The sequence below is a fragment of the Marinobacter sp. genome (assembly GCF_052094685.1).
Classification (GTDB): domain Bacteria; phylum Pseudomonadota; class Gammaproteobacteria; order Pseudomonadales; family Oleiphilaceae; genus Marinobacter.
In genome coordinates this window covers 1-21,991 of record NZ_JBQDKB010000060.1, presented here as the reverse complement: position 1 = coordinate 21,991, position 21,991 = coordinate 1, and the positions used below count along the sequence as shown (strand labels likewise).

Here is a 21,991-nt window from a genome sequence, read left to right as displayed (position 1 = left end):
TGAAGATGAACATGAATGGCAAAATGGCGGTTCGAATGTCGTAGGTGAAGCCCTGTACACCTGTTCGTATCGGATCAGCCCCCGAAATCGCCGCCGCGGCGTAGGCCGCCAAGCCTACCGGTGGCGTGTCATCCGCAAGGATGCCGAAGTAGAACACAAACAGATGCACCGCGATTAACGGCACCAACAAGCCATTCTCCGCGCCCAGGCTGACAATTACCGGCGCCATCAGGGTCGACACCACAATATAGTTGGCCGTGGTGGGCAGGCCCATACCAAGAACCAGACTGATAATAGCGGTAAAGCCCAGCATCAACAGCAGATTACCGCCAGAGATGAATTCCACGAACTGAGTCATCACCAGACCGATGCCGGTGAGGGTAACGGTACCCACTACAATGCCTGCAGTAGCCGTAGCCACACCAATACCAACCATATTCCGTGCGCCAGTAACCAATGAATAGGTTAGATCTAACCCTCCTTGTTTAAGGCCGTTCAGGTAATTGCCCCGGTCTTTGAAAAACGCTTTTAAAGGGCGCTGGGTAAGAATGATGAACACCATGAACACTGTAGCCCAGAACGCCGACAACTGGGGCGAGAAGCGCTCCACTGTTAGGCACCAAACAAGCACGACCACTGGCAACAAGAAATAGAGACCGGTTTTTACTGTTGGGCCAACCGGCGGCAGCTCGTTCATGATTGAATCCGGGCCGTCTTCTTCTAAATCAGGGAAACGCGACCCATAACCGACAAGCCCAACATAGGCTGCCAGCAACAGCGGCGTAAGCACCCACATGGCAGCGCTGCCGAACACGTCTTTCATCCAGCCCACGCCGTAATACACCGCAAAGGTGACCACGCTCAAACCTAGAAGCATCATCACCCATACAAGCATACGCTGGGCCAGAGTAGGCTTATTCAACCGTTCGACACCCTTCATGTTCATTTTGCAGGCTTCCAAATGAACAATGTAGATCAGCGCCACATAGGAGATCATCGCCGGCAGGATGGCGTGCTTAATTACTTCCAGATAGGAAATCCCCACGTATTCGACCATCAAAAACGCTGCCGCGCCCATGATCGGCGGCGTCAGCTGACCATTGGTCGAAGCAGCCACTTCCACTGCACCGGCTTTGGTGGCCGGAAAACCGACCCGTTTCATCAATGGAATGGTGAAAGTGCCTGTGGTAACCACGTTGGCGATGGAAGAGCCGGAAATAATGCCGCTAAGGCCGCTGGCAACAACGGCCGCTTTGGCCGGGCCGCCACGCATGTGGCCGAGCATGGCGTATGCCACTTTGATGAAGTAATTCCCGGCACCAGCACGCTCAAGCAAAGCGCCAAACAATACAAACAGAAACACAAAACTGGTCGATACGCCCAGTGCAACGCCGAAAACCCCCTCGGTACCAAGCCACTGGTGCGAGGCTAATTTATTCAGGCTTGCCCCTTTGTGGGAAATCACATCGGGCATGTAGGGGCCAGCTAGGGAGTAAATAATGAATACACCCGCAACAATCGTTAAAGGCAAGCCCAGTGCACGGCGGGTTGCTTCGAGAAGCAATATCAGCCCGGCCATTGCGACAATAAGGTCCTGAGTATTAGGTGAACCCGGCCGTGTCGCTAGCTGATCATAAAAAACATATAGATACGAAGCCGTAAATGCCGCAGCGAGCGCCAAAATCCAGTCATAAACAGGCACGGTATTCGCGTTCTTACCCCGAATCATCGGAAACGCGGCAAACGCCAAAAATGAAGCAAACGCAAGGTGAATCGAGCGCGTCTCTGAAGAGTTAAACACGCCAAATTCAAAAATGTACGGTAATGGAGATGCTATCCAAAGCTGGAAAAGAGACCAGAGCAAAGGAACAGAAAAAAGAATGATCGCAGCAGATCCGGTTGCAGCCCTTCCACCGGATTCGGTCTGAAGAAACTCCTCAACCTTCTGCTTATCGATACGATCGTCGGCGCTCGGGTCGCTATTGGTCATAGCAGAGTCCTGTCAGAGGGAAGCAGTAGATAAATTGAAGCTGCGGGCAAAAGCGCCCGCAGCTACTCTAATCGCTGGAAACCGAATTAATCGATTAGGCCAGCTTCTTTGTAGTACTTAGCAGCACCCGGGTGCAGTGGCGCACTCAAGGCATCAGACACCATCTCTTCTTTCTTCAGGTTAGCGAAGGCTGGGTGCAAACGCTTGAAGCTGTCAAAGTTTTCAAACACCGCTTTAACCACTTCGTACACTACTTCGTTTGGCACGTCGGTAGAAGATACAAACGTCGCTGCCACACCAAAAGTGGTTACGTCTTCATCGGAACCACGGTACATGCCGCCTGGAATAACGGCCTTACGGTAATAAGGGTTGTCATCAATCAGCTTTTTGGCTGATTCGTTATCCACATTTACCAGAACGCTGTCACAGGAAGTAGTCGCTTCTTTGATGGCACCAGATGGGTGGCCCACGGTGTAGAAAAACGCATCAATGTTGCCATCGCACAGTGCCTGGGACTGCTCCGCAGCCTTAAGTTCGGCCGCTAGGGCAAACTTATCCATGGTCCAGCCCATTTCATCCATTAGCACTTCGGCTGTCGCACGCTGACCAGAACCCGGGTTGCCCACGGAGACCCGTTTGCCGGCGAGGTCTTCAAAGTTCTTGATGCCCGAGCCCTTGCTGGCTACAACGGTAAACGGTTCTGGGTGTAGCGAGAATACCGCACGCAGATTTTTGTTGGGGCCGTCATCTTTGAACTGACTGGTGCCGTTGTATGCGTGGTACTGCCAGTCGGATTGCGCAACTGCCAGATCCAACTCGTTCTGGCGAATGGCGTTCAGGTTGTAAACAGAACCACCGGTGCTCTCAACAGAACAGCGAATTCCGTGCTCTTTCCGATCCATATTTACCAAGCGGCAAATAGCACCACCGGCCGGATAATAAACGCCGGTTACGCCACCGGTTCCGATGGTTACAAAGCGCTGTTCCTGCGCGGAAACAGCCGTTGAGGCCACACCTAAGCTGAAGGCTGCTGCTACAGCGAATGCGGAGGCTTTAAGTTTCAGTGTCATGTGAATTTTTCCTTATTTTGATCGTTGTTATCAACTGCCCGACTGAGCTCGCGGGCAAGCATCGCGCTCGTTATAGAACATAGACCACTTCACACCATAAATAAAGTATGGATTAGCTCGCTAACCAGTTGAGCAAACAACAAAAAAGCCCGCAAGGCGGGCCTTTTTGTGCTTGGCAGCAGATTCTATTTTCCTGCGCGAGCCTTGGCGATCATCTGGTCAGGCCGCAACAGGAACCGCGCAAGCGCCGGCAACAGCCAGATGGCTCCGATCATATTCCACAGGAACATAAAGAACAGCAGGAAGCCCATATCCGCCTGGAACTTGATTGGCGAGAAGATCCAAGTGACCACACCAAGCCCCAGCGTTACGCCGGTAAACATAACAGCCTTACCGGTGGAGCGCAGAGTCTCAAAGTAGGCATCCTGAAGTGTTTTGCCTTCGAGCAGGTAATGCTCCAACTTGCTGTAAATATAGATACCGTAGTCGACACCAATGCCCACACCAAGCGCTATCACAGGCAGGGTGGCCACCTTAATACCGATACCAGACACCGCCATGATCGCCTCACATAGAATTGAGGTAAGGCCTAGCGGAACCACAATACACAGCACAGCCCTAATGGAGCGGAAGGTTGCAAAGCACAGCAGGCTCACCACGCTATACACCAGGATAAGCATCATATCCTTCGCATTGGCAATAACTTCGTTAGTTGCCGCTTCCACACCTGCGTTACCAGCCGCTAGCAAGAAAGTGTGCTCTTCGTCGCTATTCGCCTTTGCAAATACTTCAACCCTCTCAACCACAGTTTCCAGCGTTTCCGCTTTGTGATCTTCAAGGAACACCAGAACCGGCGTCAGGCTGCAGTTGGTATTGATAAGGCCAGATGGCGCCTCACGAATAGAAGCGTTAATGATGGTCTGGTTGCGGGAAATTTCATACCACTTCCAGTTGCCTTCGTTCAGCGCCTTGGTCACGATCTTGGACACATCGGCAAGCGAAGCAGAGGACTGAACGCCTGGCGTATTCTGCAATTCCCACTGCAATGAATCCATGGCCCGGAGAACGTTGTACTGGGTACATTGCTCTACCGGCGTCTTAACCATCACAACCAATACATCCGCACTGGTGGAGTAGTTATCGATGATATACGCGTTGTCCAGGTTATAACGGGAGTCGGCACGAAGCTCAGGCGCCCCTTGGTCTAGATCCCCTACCTTCAAATCCTGCTTGTAATAAAGACCAAGCCCTAGACCAATTACTGCAATAAGCAGCGAAATCGGTGCAACTCCCGGGTGGGAGAAGTAGGACATCAAGCGCCACTTTCGATCCTGCTTTTCGCCCTGATTTTGTACGTGACGAACACCACCTTTGGAAATGCCGAGGTAGGACATAATCAGTACATGCAGCACCAGGTTGGTGAGGATAACGAAAGCCACGCCCAAGCCGGCCGCTATGGCCAGATCGCGGATAACGTCGATCTCGATAAAGAACAGTGTAAGGAAACCGAAGGCATCGGAAATCAATGCCAACATGCCCGGAATATAGAGAGCACGGAATGCCAGCCGAGCAGCAGTTACCGCATCGAAGCCTTTGCCCGCTTCGACCGCCATGGCGTTTACAATCTGAACACCGTGGCTAATGCCAATGGCAAAAACCAGGAAAGGCACAAGTACCGAGTAGGGATCCAAGCCGTAGCCCAGAAGCCTGAGGGCGCCGAGCTGCAAAAACACCGCAACAATCGACGTAAATACAGGTACAAGTGTGCCGGTGATGCATCGGGAGTACCAGAACAGCAACAAGGTGGTCAGTAGGATCGTAATGCCCGCGAACCAGGCAATGGAGCCAATACCTTCAATCAGGTCACCGACTTTTTTGGCAAAGCCGACAATATGAATGTCGATATTGGGGTTCTGGTCTTTGTATTTATCCCGAATTTTTTCTTCGAGCTGTCGGGAAAACGTAGCGTAATCCAACGGCTCGCCCGTTTCCGGGTTCTTTTCGTACAGCGGGGCATACACAATTGTGGACTTAAAATTGTCCGAAACCAGCCGCCCTACTTCGTTAGAACGAAGTATGTTCTGGCGCAGCCGCTCCAAACTTGCCGGCGAGCCATCGTAGCCATCGGGAATGACCGTGCCACCCTGAAAGCCCTGCTCTGTTACTTCTACCCATCGAACGTTTGATGTCCATAGGGTTTTCAGACCCGAGCGATCAACACCATCAAGATAAAAAGCCTCGTCGGTGATCTGCTTCAGAGTCTCCATATACTCCGCAGTAAAAATGTCACCTTTTTTGGTCTCCACGGCAATACGCACAAAGTTGCCAAGGTTTTCCAAGTCGTTCCGATGATCCAGCATGTTGATAACATAAGGATGCTCAAGCGGGATCATTCGCTCGAAACTGGCGTCTGGCTGGATTTTGATGGCGTTGTAGCCCAAAAACACCGTCAACAACAGAAAACCGATAAGTATCACGGCCCGGTTGTTGAAAATCAGGCGTTCCAGAAACGGCTCCGCCTTAGGCGTTGTCAGGTAGTGCTCACCCTTGTCATGGTTCGGGTTGGACATTCAAAAAGCCCCTCTATTATTTTTCAGTTGTTGCCACATCAGGGCGTTATTGAAGGTTCTTTCCGCGCGCGTCGGTAACTTTTACGCCGCTTTCACCCACGATAAGAAGGTTGGTGCCTGAAACCGGAACCACACTCATAATGCCAGCCCGATCGCTGCGAAAGTGCTCACGGAATGAATCTGCACCATTGCCGCTCATAAGCACTGTGCCGCCATTCCCCACCAGAGTTATCCGGCCGTCGTCAGCCACTACCCCATCGTTGAGCGTCGCGCCTGCACTGTTTGGAACCATGCGCCAGTTCTTTCCTAAATCTGTGGAAAACAGCATATTGCCACGCAGCCCAAAAGCCAAAATTTCGTTAACTTGGCCCGTTCCAATCACCCCGAACAGAGACCCCTGGTACGGACTTTCCCGTCGTTCCCAAGTATCACCATCATTCACAGAAACGTGGATCTGCCCCGCTTCACCAACAATAGCAAGCGCGCCGCCCGTTATATGGGCAATACTGTTGAGGTGGAAGTTCTGGGCATTTTCAATCTTCGGTGCCCAGTCGTTCCACGTCTCACCACCGTCTTCTGTGCGCAGGATCATGCCGTAAGCACCCACTACGAATCCGTGCTGGTCATTCTCAAACCAAACACCCAGCAAAGGGTTTACGGGGCCAATATCTAGATCTGACTGCATGTTTTCCATGGTAAAAACCAGATCGTCCAGCGCCCATTCCAAATCACCTTTCTCCGATTCAGGCGCCTCTTCAATGTCCTCTTCCATCGCAGCAATCTGCTCTTCCTTACTTGCGATAGCCAGCTCGCTGGCATCAACGCCAGTTAACTGAAGGCTCCAACTCTCGCCAGCATCCTCGGTATGGAGCACCACACCGCTGTGCCCAACGGCCCAGCCATGGGTGTCGGTACCAAAATCTACAGCGGTCAGCGTCACAGACACAGGAACATCACCCTGCAACCAAGTTTGCCCATCATCATCCGAGTAAATGATGTGCCCTCTCTCCCCGACAGCCACGATGCGATCACCCGCAAGCACTGCGTCATTAAGGAGTTTTGTCGGAGCCAGGTCGGTTTGCCGGGCTGGAGTTTCGATGATGTCCGCAAGCGCAAACGCCGCTGGCGCAAACCAAGCCATGGAAAGCCCGAGGCAGGCTGCCCCCAAAGTCTTGCACGTCAACCTTCTAGCCATTCAGATTGCCTATTATGTTGTTTTTTACTGTATATCTCTGGCCGACAGAGCCGGCAATAACGAAAACGAGCCCGCCTTAGCGGACACTCCTACGGCGCAGGGACGCCGGAGAAAAATAACGTTTATTCGGCACATCTTCAGAAAAAACCCGGGTGCCAGATTCCTCTGTATCTAAGCCAAGTACGTGGTAACGGCGGGCCTGTAAATCATGATAGACGTCAAGAACCGTCCACACACCCGGAAGTTCATAATAATTTTTGGCGATACCCATGGTCACACGCCACAACTCACCACGGCCATCATACTGATCCAGTAAAACCGTGTTCCAGCTGTCTGCATCTACATAGAAACGGCGCTTTTTGTAAATATGGCGCTCACCGTTTTTCAACGTTGCCTCAACCACGTGAACCCGGTGAAGCTCCCAACGAGTTAGATCTGGGTTCAAGTGAGAAATACCGAGTATTTCAGAATAAGGCGTGCCTTTTTCACCAATGCGATAGTTGTTGTAAGGAATGTAAACTTCCCTCAAACCCTCGTAGTTCCAGTCATAACGATCCAACGCACCGTTAAAAATATCCGTGTCATCCGCCGTGCGGAGGTTTTCAGCAGCTGCAATAGGCGAATCGTAACCTAGGTTTGGAGCACGACGTACGCGACGCTGCCCTGCGTTATAACCCCAGCCATTTCTCGGATTAACAATCTGGTTCAGGGTTTCATGAATCAGAATAGCGCCACCTGCCAAGCGAGGTGGCGATTGCGTAAATGAGAGGTAATAGAAAATGATGTTATCCAGATCATTTTCATCACCCTCAGGGTTGTAAAAGTTGAAAAAGGCTTCCTGCTGGGAGGTAACCAGCGAATAGTCGCCATCACTCTGTACTGCAACCTCGCTAGAGCGACGGGTGACTGAAACACCGCGCCAGCGCGTCAAATGGTTCCAAATAACCTGCCAGGCTTTTTGCTCGTTATTTCCGTGAAGGATCGGGAAAGGATAACCACCAAACGCGCCCTTGAGGCCTTCGCCCTTACCGACAACTTCTGCGTCTACCGCGTTTTCCTTAGTGTTCTGCGCAACCCAGCCAGGTATTGCGTGTGTACGGCGGGATTTGTAAACCGGCACACGGAAACTGGTGGGGTAGGTTTCAAGCATTGCAAGAACACCATCAGAAAGGTGTTCGGCGTACTGATCCTTATTAGACGCATTAATGGTGAACAATACTTCGTCGGTCGGGAACGGATTGATATGATGCTGCCCCGCCCCCTTATAACCAGCAGGAGGTTCTGTTAACCCCCCAGTCCAAGCCTGAATTGTACCCGCCTTATTGCCGGCCTTGATCGAGCCGAACGGTGTGAGATCCTGGCCGAGGCGTGAAGCTTCACTTGAAGATACTCCGGCCCAGGAAGAAGAGGATGCTATCGAGAGGGCGAGCAAACCCCCGAGTATCGCACTCTTTTTATAGTTCATTATATAACCCTGAATTCGACTGAAAGCCTGTAAAAAGGCTTTTTATTGTTGCCTGATAGAAAAGCAGGCTTTCCGACAGGTTATCCGATCCATCAAAGTTGTCTATCGACCGAAAGTGCGATTTTGTATCCAGCTGTAACCAGGGCATAAAATTACAGCTGGAACTCCCCTACCTGCCCTCAGGCTTCGAGACTCTTATGCACCACCTCGTACAGATCAGCAGACAAGCCGGACTTATCCCGAATACGCTCCAACGCAGACTGCATCAGTGAGCTGTAGGTTGGAGCAAATTTCTGCCAGCGCGTAAGTGGTGTCACCAAGCGGGCCGCAATCTGCGGGTTACTGTCATCTAAACGACACACCTGGTCGGCCAGAAACTCATAACCGGAGCCGTCCGGGTTATGGAAAGCCGCCAAGTTCTGACCGGCGAACACACCAACCACAGAACGTATTTTGTTGGGATTTTTCCAATCGAAGGCAGGATGCCCCAGCAGTGCATGAATCTGCGGAAGCTGACCCGCACGATCGCTTGATGCCTGCACCGAGAACCACTGCTCCACCACCTGAGGGTCATCCTGAAACCGCTCATAAAAGTCGGTCAGCGCCTGGCTGCGCTCCGCCGCATAATCCGAGTTTACCAGGGCGCGCAGTGCGCCCATGCGATCGGTCATGTTATCGGCGTTGCCGAGCTGAGCAAGCGCCAGATCGCGGCCGGTTTCATCATTGATCATCAGTAACCAGGCCAACGCTGTATTTCTCAGGCTTCTGCGGGCAACGGATTCTGGGGTAACCTCATAGGTTCCGACATCCGAATTCCGGTGATAGCACTCGACCAACTCCTCACGCAATGACGTTGCAATCTGGTTTAGCACCCGGTCCCTGGCGCGGTGAATGGCCGCGACATCTGGGCTATCTGCCAGCTCAATCAGATAAGCTTCGGAGGGCAACTGCAGCATTTTTGCCACCAGTGCCTGATCAAGTGTTGAATCACCAAGCAAGGCGCGGTATGCCTCGACCAGGCGCGGCTCAATCTCACTGCCATCAGAAGAACCAACCAGTGATTGGATGACATCCACGGCAAGGCGCTGCCCCGCATCCCAACGGTTGAAGCCATCGGGGTCGTGGCTCATCAAAAACACTAACTGCTCGCGGCTCCAAGGGTAAACCACACGAACCGGCGCCGAAAAGTGGCGCAACAGTGAAGGTACTGGTTTCTGAACAAGGCCGTGAAACTCAAACGTATGGCTGGCCTGCGTTAATTCAAGCACCCGCTCGTCCGGCGCATTCGCGGCATCCTGATCGCTTTCAAGACTGAGCGGCAAAGCTTCTCCACCTGACCCTAGTAGCCCCAGAGCAAAGGGAATATGCTGCGGCCTTTTATCGGTCTGGCCAGGCGTATCGGGGATCGACTGCTGAACGGTCAGGCGGTAAATACCCTGTTCGTTATCATAGTCATCCGACACCTTCAGCACGGGCGTGCCTGCTTGCTCATACCATAACCGGAACTGCGTGAGATCCCGGCCGGAGGCATCTTCCATCGCTTTTACAAAATCGTCGGTGGTGACGGCCTGGCCGTCGTGGCGTTCAAAGTACAAATCGCTGCCTTTGCGGAACAGCTCCGGGCCAAGCAATGTATGAATCATGCGAACGACCTCTTCACCTTTCTCGTAAATGGTCAGGGTGTAGAAGTTGGTAATTTCCATGTAAGACGTCGGTCGTACCGGGTGCGCCATAGGGCCGGCATCTTCCGCAAACTGGGCAGTTCTCAGCAGAGTTACATCTTCGATCCGCTTGACGGTGGGCGAGCCCATATCTGCCGAGAAAGCGGCATCGCGGAATACCGTAAAGCCTTCCTTCAGGCTCAGCTGAAACCAATCACGGCAGGTTACTCGATTACCTGACCAGTTATGGAAGTACTCGTGAGCAACAATGGATTCAATTCGCTGAAACGCGAGATCGGTTGCCGTCTCCTGGCTGGCCAGCACGCAAGACGAGTTGAAGATATTCAGCCCCTTATTCTCCATGGCCCCCATGTTGAAATCGTCAACGGCCACGATCATAAAGATGTCGAGATCGTATTCGCGGCCGTAGGTTTCTTCATCCCAACGCATGGAGCGCTTGAGAGAGTCCATGGCATGCTGAGTTTTCTCCGCATTGCGGGGCTCAACATAGATGCGCAAATCAATGTCCCGGCCTGAGCATGTGGTAAAGGCGTCCTGTTTTTCGACCAGATCACCCGCCACCAGAGCAAACAGGTAACTGGGTTTGGGAAATGGATCTTCCCAGGTAACAAAATGGCGACCGTATTCCAGGTCGCCCTGTTCTACAGGGTTACCGTTAGACAGCAACACCGGGCAGGCGCCCTTGTCAGCCTCAATACGGGTACGGTAACGCGCCATTACATCCGGCCGATCCGGGAAGTAGGTAATACAACGGAAGCCTTCCGCCTCACACTGGGTACAGAACATACCGGACGATTTATACAGTCCCTCAAGGCGGGTATTATTCTGAGGCTCAATCCAGGTCACGATCACCAATTCAAACTCAGCCGGCACCTCGGCAATGACCAACTGCTCGCCGGTTTCTTCATAGGCGCCCGAGGAAAGCCCCTCGCCATTCACCGCAACGCGCTCCAACTTCAGGCTATCTCCATCCAGCGCTAGCGGCGCAGACACTTCGGCAGATTCCGGATTCCGACGCACCGCCAGCGTGCTGTGCACCCTTGCGCCATCATCAAAGAGTTCGAAGCGAAGATCGACCGTGCCCACCAGGTATGCGGGCACTTTGTATTCGCTCAGGCGGATGGTTTTTGGCTGATTGGTGCGCATTGATTGTCTCCAAATTTCTTAGCGTGCAACTGGCCCGGGGTGGGCCAGGCAGGCGTTATCAGGACGAACGGATAATGGCAGCGTTAAGCATCCATTACCCGGAAACGGACTTCATAACCGGTGAACTTGCGAATATTGATCACGCCGGTATCGAGGATCAGGTACTGGCCTTTAATACCCTCAAGAACCCCTTCCACTTCTGGCGTTTTGTCCAGATTGTGGGTTTTGATTTTCTCCGGCCAAACTTGCACCGGGTAGCTCAAGCCAAGCCCCTGTTCATCCACTTCACGAATGGAGTCTGGGCCGTGCTCTTCACGCAGGGCGGCAATGTCGGCTGCGATCAACGCCAGTATCCGCTGGCGCTCTTGGGCGAGATCCAGTTCGGGCACATCGCCCTTAAGCATGGCTCGCCAGTTAGTGCGATCCGCAACATGCGCTTTACAGGCCACTTCAACCAATCCAGACAGATACCGGGTCGCCACTTTAAACATGGGAATCGCATCAACCGCGCCCTGATCTATCCAGCGCGTGGGCACCTGAGAGCCCCGGGTAATGCCTACTTTCAAGCCGGAGGAATTGGCCAGGTAAACCACATGCTCGATCATGCAATGGGTCTCGCCCCACTCCGGCTCGCGGCAGGTGCCCAAATGATAATGGCACTTCTCAGGGCTCATGATGCACGTATCACACGCTGCCAGCTTACGAAAACAGGGGTAACAGAACCCTTGGCTAAAGCTCTTTTTGGTTATCCGGTCGCAGTTAATGCAGCGGATCACACCCTCAAAATCGAAACGCAAGGGTTTGCCGATAAGCTCGTTCAACGGCACTCTGGCATCACCCACAGCCAAAACATAAGACACAGGTTCGCCTGCATCTGCCGGCATTTTTCTCAGCCGGCCAGTTACATCCGCAAGATCGCTCAAGACTTAACCTCAACAAACTGGTTGGGATCAACATCATTGCTGCCTGACTGGCTGCGACGCACTGAAGGATCGCACTCAGTACCCGCCTTACTGCCTCGATCGAGATAACCAACCCGCTCCTGCTCCGGAATATTGTGCAGGTTTTCATAATGGATAATGGCTTCCAGACTGATCTCACGCTGTTGCTGCGAAAGCTTTCGTCCATCCGGCCACTTGCCGAGCTCGATGGACTGACGCAGGCTCTGGTATACGTTGGGGTCAAGCCGTTCGATAAGTTCTTCGTAGGTCATCCGGTTCTCCTGAAAAAACCTTCATAAAAATGTAGCGGAATCGTTTGACAGGCATAAACGATAATGATTATCATTGCTCTACCAAATGACGACGGTCGTGTCGTTTGGTCTCTCTCATCAGGAGCATATTCTGCTTCTTTTATACCCCACCTTTTGGTGGGGTTTTTTTATGCTTGCTGCTTTTTACGGACAGGCAAAATGGCTGCCAACGCCAAGCCTGCAACAAATCCACCCAAATGCGCTTCGTTTGCCATGCGCCCCAGGCCGAGCATTTCTGGCAAGGGTGTAAAACCGATCACCATCCACACCACCGCAAAGGTTACGAGCGCCGGGGGAAATTGGAACCGAGGGTGTGCCCGCTGGCTAAGCCAACAATAACCAAGAATGCCATAAACAACCCCCGAAAGGCCGCCAAAAAAGGGGCCGGAAACCATATATTGCAGCCCATTAGAAAAAAGACTGGTTATGACGAAAAGCAGAACCAGTCTGCCACGGCCGTCAAACCATTCAATCTGGCTGCCCAAAAACCACAGCATCACCGAATTAAAAATAATATGCATCCAGCTAAAGTGCAGGAAATCCGGCGTAAACAGGCGCCAAACCTGACCACTGGCGAGGGTGGCAAGGAGCGAATCAAAGCGCTCTGCCATGGTGCCAACACCATAAGCACGCGGGTCCACAATAAACAGGTTGCCGGTAAACGGATTGCTGCCCAGGCCAGTCAACCAAGCCATCAATACGCCGAGAATAATTATACCCAGCACAAGGGGAGCATGACGCGGGGAAGGTTGCCAGCGCCCCGCGACAAAAACTGGCGAGCGATTTTGCTGCTCGACAGCCTGCCGAATGTCGGGCTCTGCCAAGAATCGATCCAGCGCCTCAAGAACAGGCTCGGCGTGGTCGGGGTTTTCCAGCCATAACACTTGGGATTCGCCCTCCTCACTGATTCTGTGAGGAACACCTCGGCCTTTCAACCATTGGCTAAAGCCACCAAGGTTTATATTGGTATCCAACTGTTTTACACGGTACACAATCTAACTTGCCTCACAGAGTATTCAGGCTGAAGGTTGCGCACCCTAGCGGGCAACGCTGTCTTCACTGATAGGGTAATCCGGGGAATCGTAGTGATCCCGCGCCACATTAACCCAGACAAACTTATCCCGGGAAAGTGCCTTTTCACCGTCCATTCGGTACGCCACCAGCCGGCCGTATTTCACAGCACTGAAATCAATACAGGCAACGTTGGATCTCAGCGGCGCTGGTTCGCTTTCCATCCAGTAATGGCCGACAAACACCGGAGGTGCGTCCAACGGATAACGAATCAACTGCTTGCGTTCGGCTTCCGTGAGAGCCCGGCCCGCAACCTCAGGCGGCAAAGGATCTGGCTGGAACACAACGTCTGCATAGGTGCGCGGGTTGTCTGCCCAGAATTTGGTGCGGAAAAATTCTCGGACGTAGCCATCCCGCCCTGTGATGGCCATGCCCTGGGGAAGTCGCAAGTCTGTGCCCCGCAACAGCGTATCCATGACTTGCCCAGCGAAAGAATCGATGGCCGCAGAGGCATGAAGGAAGTCCTCATCAATGCAGGCACCGCCCTGCGCTTGCTTGAATTTCTCAATCAGTTCGCTGTCCCAGCATGCATGCACCGCACGGAAATCCTTGTCATCGATAAACAGCGGAATGGTATAAAACCAATCAAGGAAGTCGTTCCACTCATGGGGATAGGCTTCAAACTGCTCAAGAGTGTCTCGGATCAGCCGGTCGTGACGGGAATTATGTTCACGTAGCCACGTTTTGCCGCTGCCAGCTCTGGCTCGAGTGCAATAACCCAGGGCGTTATACTCATGATTACCCATCACGATGCGGGCGGAGCCCCGCTCAACCATATTCCTCACCAGGTGAAGGGCTTCACGGATTCTGGGGCCACGATCAATGATATCCCCGATGAATATCACCTGCCGGCTGCGATGCTGATACACCCCATTCACCTTGCTGTAACCCATTTGCTCCAGCAGTCGTGCCAACGTATTCGCGCAGCCGTGTATATCACCAATAAGGTCGTAACCACGACTTGCAGTAGGATTCGTTCCGGCCATGATCAACTCGCTGCTATTTCGCTTGCCCAGCCAAGTTTGTTACGGCAAGTGGCATAGAAATTATGGTCTGTGGGGTGAATCAGCCGGATTTTGAAAGGCTTTTTGGCGATGCGAATAATATCACCCGGTGCGCAGGCAATATTCATCTGGCCATCGAAACTGATCTGAGGATAGGTTTCATTGGTTTCCCCGATAACCAGCTTAATCTCACTTTTTCCATCCACCACGATTGGGCGGCTACTAAGCATGTGAGGAAACATAGGCACCAGCACAATGGCATCAAGTTTCGGGTGCATTATTGGCCCCCCCGCAGAAAGCGAGTAGGCGGTAGAGCCTGTAGGGGTGGACACGATTAGGCCGTCCGAACGCTGGCTATAAACAAAGTGGCCATCAACATACAAATCAAAGCCGATCATGCGGGTAGATTTACCCGGGTGCAGTACCACATCGTTCAGAGCTGTACCGAAGCCCAGCGGCTGCCCATTGCGCTCAACATTGCCGTCGAGCAGAAACCGTGTTTCCTCGATGTATTCGCCTTCCAGCACCTTACCCAAGCGCTCTTCAAGATCAGAGGGCGAAATATCGGTTAGAAACCCCAGCCTACCGCGGTTTACACCGAGCAACGGAATTTTGGATTTTGCCAGTTCGCGGGCTGCGCCAAGCAGGCTGCCATCACCGCCCACTACAATAACCAGATCACAGATCTCACCGAGGAGTTTCTTGCTAGCCACCTGCAAGCCGTGCCCAGGCAACATGCTGGCTGTGTCTTCCTCAAGAACAACGTGGTAGTGGTTGGCGACCAGGTATTGTTTGAGCTGGCGCAGTGATTCAACCACTTTAACACTGCCCATCCGACCGATAACGCCTATGTTTCTAAATTGTTCCATGAAGTTTCCTGTGGTGTCGGAACACGACGAAAGCAGACGAGCCCGCTAACGCCCATATCAATCTGGCCTACAGTTTAACGAAAGTCACCCCGATACTGAAAAAAGTTCTGAAGGGCCTCTCATTTTTACAGCCGATGATTCTCGCAGCGGTCGTCGAGACCGGGCTGGAAATCTCCTGGCTGACTTGCTCGTAGCAACGGCTCGCCACAGGGGTCTCCGCTCTCAAGAGGGTGCTGGCACACCGGGCTCTCATAATGCTCAAGCCATTGAAGGTACGCTGGCTCGTTCATGCCGCAGCGCTCTGCCGCGAAGGCCGTAGGGTTGCGGAAATACGTTTCAATGTCACCATAAGGCAGGGTCAAATGGCCAACGCCTGGGTGATAACCAATGAGAAAAACAGACTGGGCTTTTAAATGGCTCATCACTGTATTCTCTGGTGGCTCTCTATCCTTAAGCTCATACACCTCTTGCTCGAGGACAACAATCTTCTCATCCCGGCGGGCTAGCTCGCGCTGTTTGCGATCCAGCTGTTCTCTGAGCAATACCAACTCCGCACTCGCATTGGCGTCATCGCGGCCACCGGTAGCCATCTGTTCCTGCATAGTGAGGTACTGCTGATTACGCTCTGACAAGCGGTACTTGAGCTGTTCGTTGCTGAGGCGCTGTCGCTCATATTTCTGCTCGATATCTGCGGTTTCGTTGCGCACAGCTTTGATCTCAAACCGGTGCTCGCGCTGCACTTCAGACAGCATATCCCGATGGACGCTCTGCAGAGTCTTAATACGCAGGCGCTGCTCGCGAATCAACTGAGCCAAGCGCGCACGATCAGCGCCAATGCGGGTTTCTTCAGCCTCTGCGGAATCTTCGCTCCCGGCACGAAGTACAGGGATATTATCTTCCTCTTCAGGCTGAACACGGAGGAACTTGAGCGTGTTGGCGTTTACAGCTTTGCGGACAGCTTGGAAATGGTTGTTGCCCGGGGTCATATCCGGATCCCACAACTCAGAGGCGTACTGGGGTTCTGGGCACAGACTACGACAGACAAGCCTAATAGCGCCGCCGCCCATATCCGGCCCCTTCGCCCCATGGGCAGCAAGCTTTTCAATAGGCACGTTCCAGCTGCTATCGGCCCTACCTTCCTCATCAAACCAGATTCGGAAAAACACGAGCGCGCGCACAAGAAGATCACTACTCAGATCTACCAGTACAGCTTTCACATCGGTTTCGGCAAGATCCGACAACCCGACGTAGCCATCAAGGAAGGCCCCAAACTCGCTGGCACGCATCTCGCGGACCACTTGGTTGCCTTCTATAAAGAACACCGCCGAATAATCGCCTGATGCCTGGCCAGCAGATATCATTGCAGACTCCCTAACATCCAAAAAACTCTCTGGCAGACCCAAAGTTTATAGTCTAGCCAGAGAGTCTCCGGTGCGCAGAGAAAAACTGCAACGTTTTGTGATCAAGCCATTTTAATTAAATACCGGCAGCCAGTCGGCAGCCCTGATCGATAGCACGCTTGGCATCCAGTTCTGCGGCCACATCCGAACCGCCGATCAGGTGCACAGGCAGCCCAGCCGCTTCAAGCCCTGCCTGGAGCTCACGCAAAGGCTCTTGTCCAGCACACAAAATAATAGTATCCACCGGCAGGATCTGATCCTCACCCTGCTCTGCACCCTTGGGTGTCATGGTAATATGCAGCCCCTCATCGTCAATTTTTCGATAAGCAACGCCCGGCACCATCTGCACCTTACGGTTTTTCAGTGAGGTTCTGTGAATCCACCCGGTGGTTTTGCCCAGGTTTTTACCAACTTTCGTCGCTTTGCGCTGTAGCAGGAAAACCTCACGGGCAGGTTCCGGAACTTCCGGCGTCATACCCTTGATACCACCACGATGCTCAACCGTGAGATCCACGCCCCACTCTCGCATAAAGTGATCCGTATCCAGCGCGGGGGAAGCCCCCTTATGCACGATGAATTCAGACACATCGAACCCGATACCGCCAGCGCCGATCACAGCCACTTTCTGGCCTACAGGTTTGCGCTCCAGCAGGGCATCGAGATAGCCGATGACTTTCGGGTGATCAATACCTTCGATGTCAGGAGTACGCGGGCTAACACCGGTTGCCAGTACTACTTCATCAAAGTTACCGGTCTTCAAATCTTCAGCGGTTACACGGGTTTCGAGCTGAACATCAACCCCGTGCTTATCAAGCATCACACGGTAGTAACGCAGGGTTTCATAAAACTCTTCTTTACCGGGAATACGCTTGGCAACGTTGAACTGGCCACCCACTTCTTTGCCATCATCAAACAATGTCACCTTATGGCCACGCTCCGCTGCCACCGATGCAAACGCCAGCCCAGCAGGCCCAGCACCCACCACAGCAATCGACTTAGGCGCTGCCGTTTTCACGTAGGTAAGCAAGGTTTCGTTACAGGCGCGAGGGTTCACCAAGCAAGTGGTCAGTTTGCCACTGAAGGTATGATCCAGACACGCTTGGTTACAGCCAATGCAGGTGTTAATTTCATCAGCGCGATCTTCTGCCGCTTTTTGCACAAGATCCGCGTCCGCCAGGAATGGCCTAGCCATAGACACCATATCCGCATCGCCTTCTGCCAGAATCTTTTCGGCAATGCCTGGCATGTTGATTCGGTTGGTGGTGACCAGGGGAATGCTCACTTCGTCTTTTAAGCGCTTGGTCACCTTTGTGAACGCACCACGGGGCACAGACGTGGCAATGGTAGGCACGCGTGCTTCGTGCCAGCCAATCCCGGTATTGATGATGGTGGCGCCTGCTTTTTCGATTTCCTTCGCTAGCTGCACCACTTCTTCCCAAGTGCTGCCGTTCTCAATGAGATCCAGCATGGAAAGGCGATAAATCAGAATAAAGTTCTTACCTACCCGCTCACGGGTACGGCGCACGATTTCGATGGGTAGACGAATGCGGTTTTCATAGCTGCCGCCCCACTGGTCTGTGCGCTGGTTGGCATGAGATACAATAAACTGGTTAATGAAGTAGCCTTCAGAGCCCATAATCTCAACGCCATCGTAGCCGGCCTTTTGCGCCAACTCAGAACACACGGCGTAGTCTTCTATCTGCTTCTCAATACCCGCTTCATCCAGCTCTTTGGGCTTGAACGGGTTGATCGGCGCTTGAATAGCAGACGGGCCTACCAAAGCCGGAGAAAACGCATAACGACCCGCGTGAAGAATCTGCATACAGATCTTGCCGTCGGCCTTATGTACGGCACCGGTGATCACCTTGTGCTTCTCGACTTCGTCGTCGGTGGTCATTTTGGCCGCGCCCTGAAACACAGCGCCTTCGGTGTTGGGTGCAATACCGCCAGTTACGATAAGGCCAACGCCGCCACGAGCACGCTCAGCATAAAACTCAGCCAGTCGCTCGAAACCGTTTTTAGCCTCTTCCAGCCCGGTATGCATGGATCCCATCAACGTGCGATTACGCAGCTTGGTGAACCCTAGATCCATTGGCTCGAGCAAATTCGGATATTTGGCCAGGCCTGGTGTCGCGTTAGTAGTCATAATTGGTCTCCGCATAATGATCATTGGCGAGATCTTAATCGCCCCGCTCCTTTTAATGACGTCTAAATTACCGATGCGGGTTGCCTTCAACAATATCCCTGAATAACATTCTATTATCTTCAAATTACAGCTTAAAGCGAATCACTATGGATCCAGCCAATCTTTACCCCCTACCTGGCCGCAATTCGCTTGGCGACATCAGCGTTCTCTATGTCTGCGCCCTGCTCAGAGCGGCCGAAGCGGAAGGCGTAAACGTACAGGACCTGACACACCGCTTTCAGCTCAACGAACAAACCCTCACATCACCCGCCGCGCGAATCAGCATTCCACGCTTTATGCGGCTGGGCCACGCAGCCATTGAATCCTGCGGCAACGCCGCACTGGGCTTACGCATGGGCGCCTTGTCGCGGCCAGTGGATGCTGGCATTGCAGGCCTTGCGGGCGAATGCGCCAGCACTGCCGGGGCCGCCATACAAACGCTTATCCGCTATTCGTTATTGACCAGCCGAAACAGTCGGGGAACGCCAAAAACAGAGCCAGAAAAAAAGCGCCTGCAATTTTATTCCATCCGCCCCTATAACTCGTTCAACTGTTTTGTTGTGGACTCGGTGCTGGGCGCCTGGACTCAGTTCCTGCGCACGGTGAGTGGGCAATGGGATGTGCTGGAAAAAGTAACCATTGAATACCCATCCACAGGCATGGACGAGCTGTTTGAAGCCTGGTTTCGTTGCCCGGTTCAGTTTGGGGCAGCGGCGAACAGCGTAACGGTCCGGCAGGACATATGGAATCAGGAGTCCATGCAAGCACAACCGGCCATGCACGAGAAATTGGTGCTGCTTTGTGATTCAGAAATGCGGGAGATTCAGCGGGGCTGGACAACAGGCGATCGGGTAAAAAGCCTGCTTACACCTCTGTTCCGGGGAGAAACCCCAAGCCTTGAAACAATTGCGTCGAAACTGGGCGCTACACCCTGGACTCTTCAACGCCAGCTATCCACAGAGAACACCAGCTTCAGGAAACTGATGGATGACACCAGAAAACAACTGGCAAGGGATTATATCCGGGAAACTGAGACCTCGTTATCCGAAATAGCCTGGCTCCTCGGCTTTTCCAACCCTGCCGCAATGCACAAAGCTTACCGGCGCTGGTTTGGACTTAGCCCAGGAGAGCACCGGAAGCAGTTTCGCGAGATGATCAAATAAGCGCGACCATGGGTTACAGGGCCGCCTCAAAGGCGCTCCGCATTACCTAAACAAATGCTCAGCGTGAAAGCGCAGGTGCTGTTCGATGAAGCTGGCAATAAAAAAATAGCTGTGATCAAAGCCTTCCCGCCGGTTCAGCGCCAGCGGGTAGCCGCTGTGCTTTGCCGCTGCTTCCAGAATTTCCGGCTTAAGCTGCTCCGCCAGAAAATTGTCGGCGTCGCCTTGATCTACCAGTGCCGGCACAAAGGCGCGGGCCTTACGCATCAGCATGCTGGCGTCGTAATCAGCCCAGCTAGCAGTGTCTTTACCTAAATATGCACCGAAGGCCTTCTTGCCCCAAGGGCAATTAACCGGGTTGGTGATTGGGCTGAAGGCCGATACAGAGCGATAGCGCTCCGGATTGCGCAGCGCCAAAACCAGAGCACCGTGCCCGCCCATGGAAGGCTGGCACTTTGTCGCCATTTGAGGCCTGCGGCGGCAGATAAATAGCAAAACGCATGGTGCAATTCAGCGTTTCCGAGAAATGGCTGTACTGCTTGTGCCAACCATCAAAGCTCTTGTTACAGCTCAGGTTTTCAATATTCATGGAATATCTCTCAAAAAAAGGCCGCCTGCCCAATAAGCAGGCGGCTATCTTGATTATTTGTCGAAGTGAATAACGGAGCGAATACTCTTGCCTTCGTGCATCAAGTCGAACGCTTCGTTGATCTTTTCCAGGCCCATTGTGTGAGTAATGAAATCATTAAGCTTAAACTCACCCTGCATATAACGGTCCACGATGCCAGGCAACTCGGAACGCCCCTTCACGCCACCAAATGCCGAGCCTTTCCAGACTCGACCGGTTACCAGCTGGAAAGGACGAGTAGAAATTTCCTGACCAGCACCGGCTACCCCAATAACCACCGACTCACCCCAACCTTTGTGACAGCACTCCAAGGCGGAACGCATTACGTTGACGTTGCCAATACATTCGAAAGAGTAATCCACACCGCCATCAGTCAGTTCAACAATCACCTCCTGAATCGGTTTGTCGTAGTCGTTCGGGTTGATGCAATCAGTGGCACCCAGCTTACGGGCCAATTCGAACTTGCTCTCGTTAATGTCGATAGCAATGATACGGCTGGCCTTGGCCATAGTGGCACCAATGATCGCAGACAGGCCGATGCCGCCCATACCGAAGATGGCCACAGTGGCGCCCTCTTCTACCTTGGCGGTGTTCATAACCGCACCCATGCCAGTGGTAACGCCACAGCCGAGCAAGCACACTTCTTCTAGCGGTGCTTCTTTATTGACCTTTGCCAGAGAGATTTCCGGCAATACTGTGTACTCGGAGAAGGTTGAGCAGCCCATGTAATGAAAAATTGGCTGGCCGTTCTTGGAGAAACGGCTGGTGCCGTCTGGCATCAGGCCTTTACCCTGAGTTTCCCGAATTTTCCCGCACAGGTTGGTTTTGCCAGATGTACAGAATTTGCATTCGCCGCACTCAGGGGTATACAGAGGAATAACGTGATCGCCTACCTGAAGGCTGGTTACACCTTCACCTACAGACTCCACAATACCGCCACCTTCATGACCCAGAATCACCGGGAAGATGCCTTCAGGGTCATCACCAGACAACGTAAAGGCGTCGGTATGGCATACACCGCTGGCAACAACTCGAATTCGCACTTCACCAGCCTGTGGTGGCATAACATCCACTTCTTCAATGGACAGAGGTTGATTCGGGCCCCAGGCAATGGCTGCTTTGGATTTGATTATCTGAGTCATATGGCTCTCCAGTCGTTGTATGGCTCTAGCGGAGGGTTCCGCTATGGTGATGGAGACATTGTATTCATTTCTTCTGGCGTGATAATTCCATACTATGTCAATTCACCTTTACCACTGAGTAACAATGGTAAAGGTTTTTTGGTCTAGCAGCCTGTCGGACTT

At 52.8% G+C, this 21,991-nt stretch carries 15 protein-coding genes and 1 pseudogene; 1 reads left to right on the top strand and 15 read right to left on the bottom strand.

The annotated features are described in order from the left end of the window. From ACTH3S_RS12505 to ACTH3S_RS12445, 13 genes are all read right to left on the bottom strand, one after another. Positions 1–1,990, bottom strand: a 1,990-nt coding sequence (locus ACTH3S_RS12505; protein WP_441809341.1) for a TRAP transporter permease, incomplete at its 3' end; no start/stop codon positions are given. An 86-nt stretch (positions 1,991–2,076) separates the two neighbouring features. Further along, the gene (locus ACTH3S_RS12500) at positions 2,077–3,060 is read right to left on the bottom strand and encodes a TAXI family TRAP transporter solute-binding subunit (protein ID WP_441809340.1); all 984 of its coding nucleotides are present in this window, start codon (positions 3,058–3,060) and stop codon (positions 2,077–2,079) included. A gap of 185 nt (positions 3,061–3,245) precedes the next feature. Then, a complete protein-coding gene (locus ACTH3S_RS12495) occupies positions 3,246–5,630 on the bottom strand; it encodes an efflux RND transporter permease subunit (protein WP_441809339.1) in 2,385 nt (794 codons plus the stop codon). A gap of 46 nt (positions 5,631–5,676) precedes the next feature. After that, positions 5,677–6,825, bottom strand: coding sequence for a WD40/YVTN/BNR-like repeat-containing protein (locus ACTH3S_RS12490; RefSeq protein ID WP_441809338.1), 1,149 nt, complete (start codon positions 6,823–6,825; stop codon positions 5,677–5,679). Positions 6,826–6,901: 76 nt separating this feature from the next. Next, positions 6,902–8,290, bottom strand: coding sequence for a DUF1329 domain-containing protein (locus ACTH3S_RS12485; RefSeq protein WP_441809337.1), 1,389 nt, complete (start codon positions 8,288–8,290; stop codon positions 6,902–6,904). A 179-nt stretch (positions 8,291–8,469) separates the two neighbouring features. After that, positions 8,470–11,118 carry an aminopeptidase N gene (pepN, locus tag ACTH3S_RS12480; protein ID WP_441809336.1) on the bottom strand — a complete coding sequence of 883 codons (2,649 nt, stop codon included), beginning with the start codon at positions 11,116–11,118 and terminating at the stop codon, positions 8,470–8,472. Positions 11,119–11,201: 83 nt separating this feature from the next. Then, positions 11,202–12,041 (bottom strand): DUF2797 domain-containing protein, encoded by an 840-nt coding sequence (locus tag ACTH3S_RS12475; RefSeq protein WP_441809335.1) that lies wholly within the window; start codon positions 12,039–12,041, stop codon positions 11,202–11,204. Continuing rightward, positions 12,038–12,331, bottom strand: a complete 294-nt coding sequence (locus tag ACTH3S_RS12470; protein WP_441809334.1) for a YeaC family protein — start codon at positions 12,329–12,331, stop codon at positions 12,038–12,040. Before ACTH3S_RS12470 ends, ACTH3S_RS12475 begins: the two co-directional genes overlap by 4 nt. Before the next feature lie 167 nt (positions 12,332–12,498). Then, positions 12,499–13,362, bottom strand: a complete 864-nt coding sequence (locus ACTH3S_RS12465; protein ID WP_441809333.1) for a rhomboid family intramembrane serine protease — start codon at positions 13,360–13,362, stop codon at positions 12,499–12,501. Positions 13,363–13,407: 45 nt separating this feature from the next. Beyond that, entirely contained in the window at positions 13,408–14,427 is a 1,020-nt protein-coding gene (locus ACTH3S_RS12460; RefSeq protein WP_441809332.1) for a metallophosphoesterase, read from the bottom strand. A gap of 2 nt (positions 14,428–14,429) precedes the next feature. Beyond that, positions 14,430–15,314, bottom strand: a complete 885-nt coding sequence (locus ACTH3S_RS12455; RefSeq protein WP_441809331.1) for an NAD(+) kinase — start codon at positions 15,312–15,314, stop codon at positions 14,430–14,432. Positions 15,315–15,439: 125 nt separating this feature from the next. Continuing rightward, positions 15,440–16,675 (bottom strand): DNA repair protein, encoded by a 1,236-nt coding sequence (locus ACTH3S_RS12450; protein ID WP_441809330.1) that lies wholly within the window; start codon positions 16,673–16,675, stop codon positions 15,440–15,442. A gap of 115 nt (positions 16,676–16,790) precedes the next feature. After that, positions 16,791–18,860 carry an oxidoreductase gene (locus ACTH3S_RS12445; RefSeq protein ID WP_441809329.1) on the bottom strand — a complete coding sequence of 690 codons (2,070 nt, stop codon included), beginning with the start codon at positions 18,858–18,860 and terminating at the stop codon, positions 16,791–16,793. 146 nt (positions 18,861–19,006) lie between these two features. Here ACTH3S_RS12445 and ACTH3S_RS12440 point away from each other — a divergent pair, with 146 nt between their 5' ends. After that, on the top strand, positions 19,007–20,062 hold the full coding sequence (locus ACTH3S_RS12440) for an AraC family transcriptional regulator (RefSeq protein WP_441809328.1): 1,056 nt from the start codon (positions 19,007–19,009) through the stop codon (positions 20,060–20,062). Positions 20,063–20,104: 42 nt separating this feature from the next. Here the strand turns inward: ACTH3S_RS12440 and ACTH3S_RS12435 are convergent. Continuing rightward, positions 20,105–20,503 (bottom strand): annotated as a pseudogene (locus ACTH3S_RS12435) (alpha/beta hydrolase-fold protein); the annotation flags it as partial. 198 nt (positions 20,504–20,701) lie between these two features. Continuing rightward, complete coding sequence (locus ACTH3S_RS12430) at positions 20,702–21,820, bottom strand: S-(hydroxymethyl)glutathione dehydrogenase/class III alcohol dehydrogenase (RefSeq protein WP_292273758.1); 1,119 nt, start codon at positions 21,818–21,820, stop codon at positions 20,702–20,704. Positions 21,821–21,991: the final 171 nt, after the last annotated feature.

Excerpts from the sequence above, each read along its gene's own strand:
- ACTH3S_RS12500 (WP_441809340.1), bottom strand. The coding sequence starts at position 3,060 with ATGACACTGAAACTTAAAGCCTCCGCATTCGCTGTAGCAGCAGCCTTC.
- ACTH3S_RS12495 (WP_441809339.1), bottom strand. The coding sequence starts at position 5,630 with ATGTCCAACCCGAACCATGACAAGGGTGAGCACTACCTGACAACGCCT.
- ACTH3S_RS12490 (WP_441809338.1), bottom strand. The coding sequence starts at position 6,825 with ATGGCTAGAAGGTTGACGTGCAAGACTTTGGGGGCAGCCTGCCTCGGG.
- ACTH3S_RS12485 (WP_441809337.1), bottom strand. The coding sequence starts at position 8,290 with ATGAACTATAAAAAGAGTGCGATACTCGGGGGTTTGCTCGCCCTCTCG.
- pepN (WP_441809336.1), bottom strand. The coding sequence starts at position 11,118 with ATGCGCACCAATCAGCCAAAAACCATCCGCCTGAGCGAATACAAAGTG.
- ACTH3S_RS12470 (WP_441809334.1), bottom strand. The coding sequence starts at position 12,331 with ATGACCTACGAAGAACTTATCGAACGGCTTGACCCCAACGTATACCAG.
- ACTH3S_RS12460 (WP_441809332.1), bottom strand. The coding sequence starts at position 14,427 with ATGGCCGGAACGAATCCTACTGCAAGTCGTGGTTACGACCTTATTGGT.
- ACTH3S_RS12455 (WP_441809331.1), bottom strand. The coding sequence starts at position 15,314 with ATGGAACAATTTAGAAACATAGGCGTTATCGGTCGGATGGGCAGTGTT.
- ACTH3S_RS12450 (WP_441809330.1), bottom strand. The coding sequence starts at position 16,675 with ATGATATCTGCTGGCCAGGCATCAGGCGATTATTCGGCGGTGTTCTTT.
- ACTH3S_RS12445 (WP_441809329.1), bottom strand. The coding sequence starts at position 18,860 with ATGACTACTAACGCGACACCAGGCCTGGCCAAATATCCGAATTTGCTC.
- ACTH3S_RS12440 (WP_441809328.1), top strand. The coding sequence starts at position 19,007 with ATGGATCCAGCCAATCTTTACCCCCTACCTGGCCGCAATTCGCTTGGC.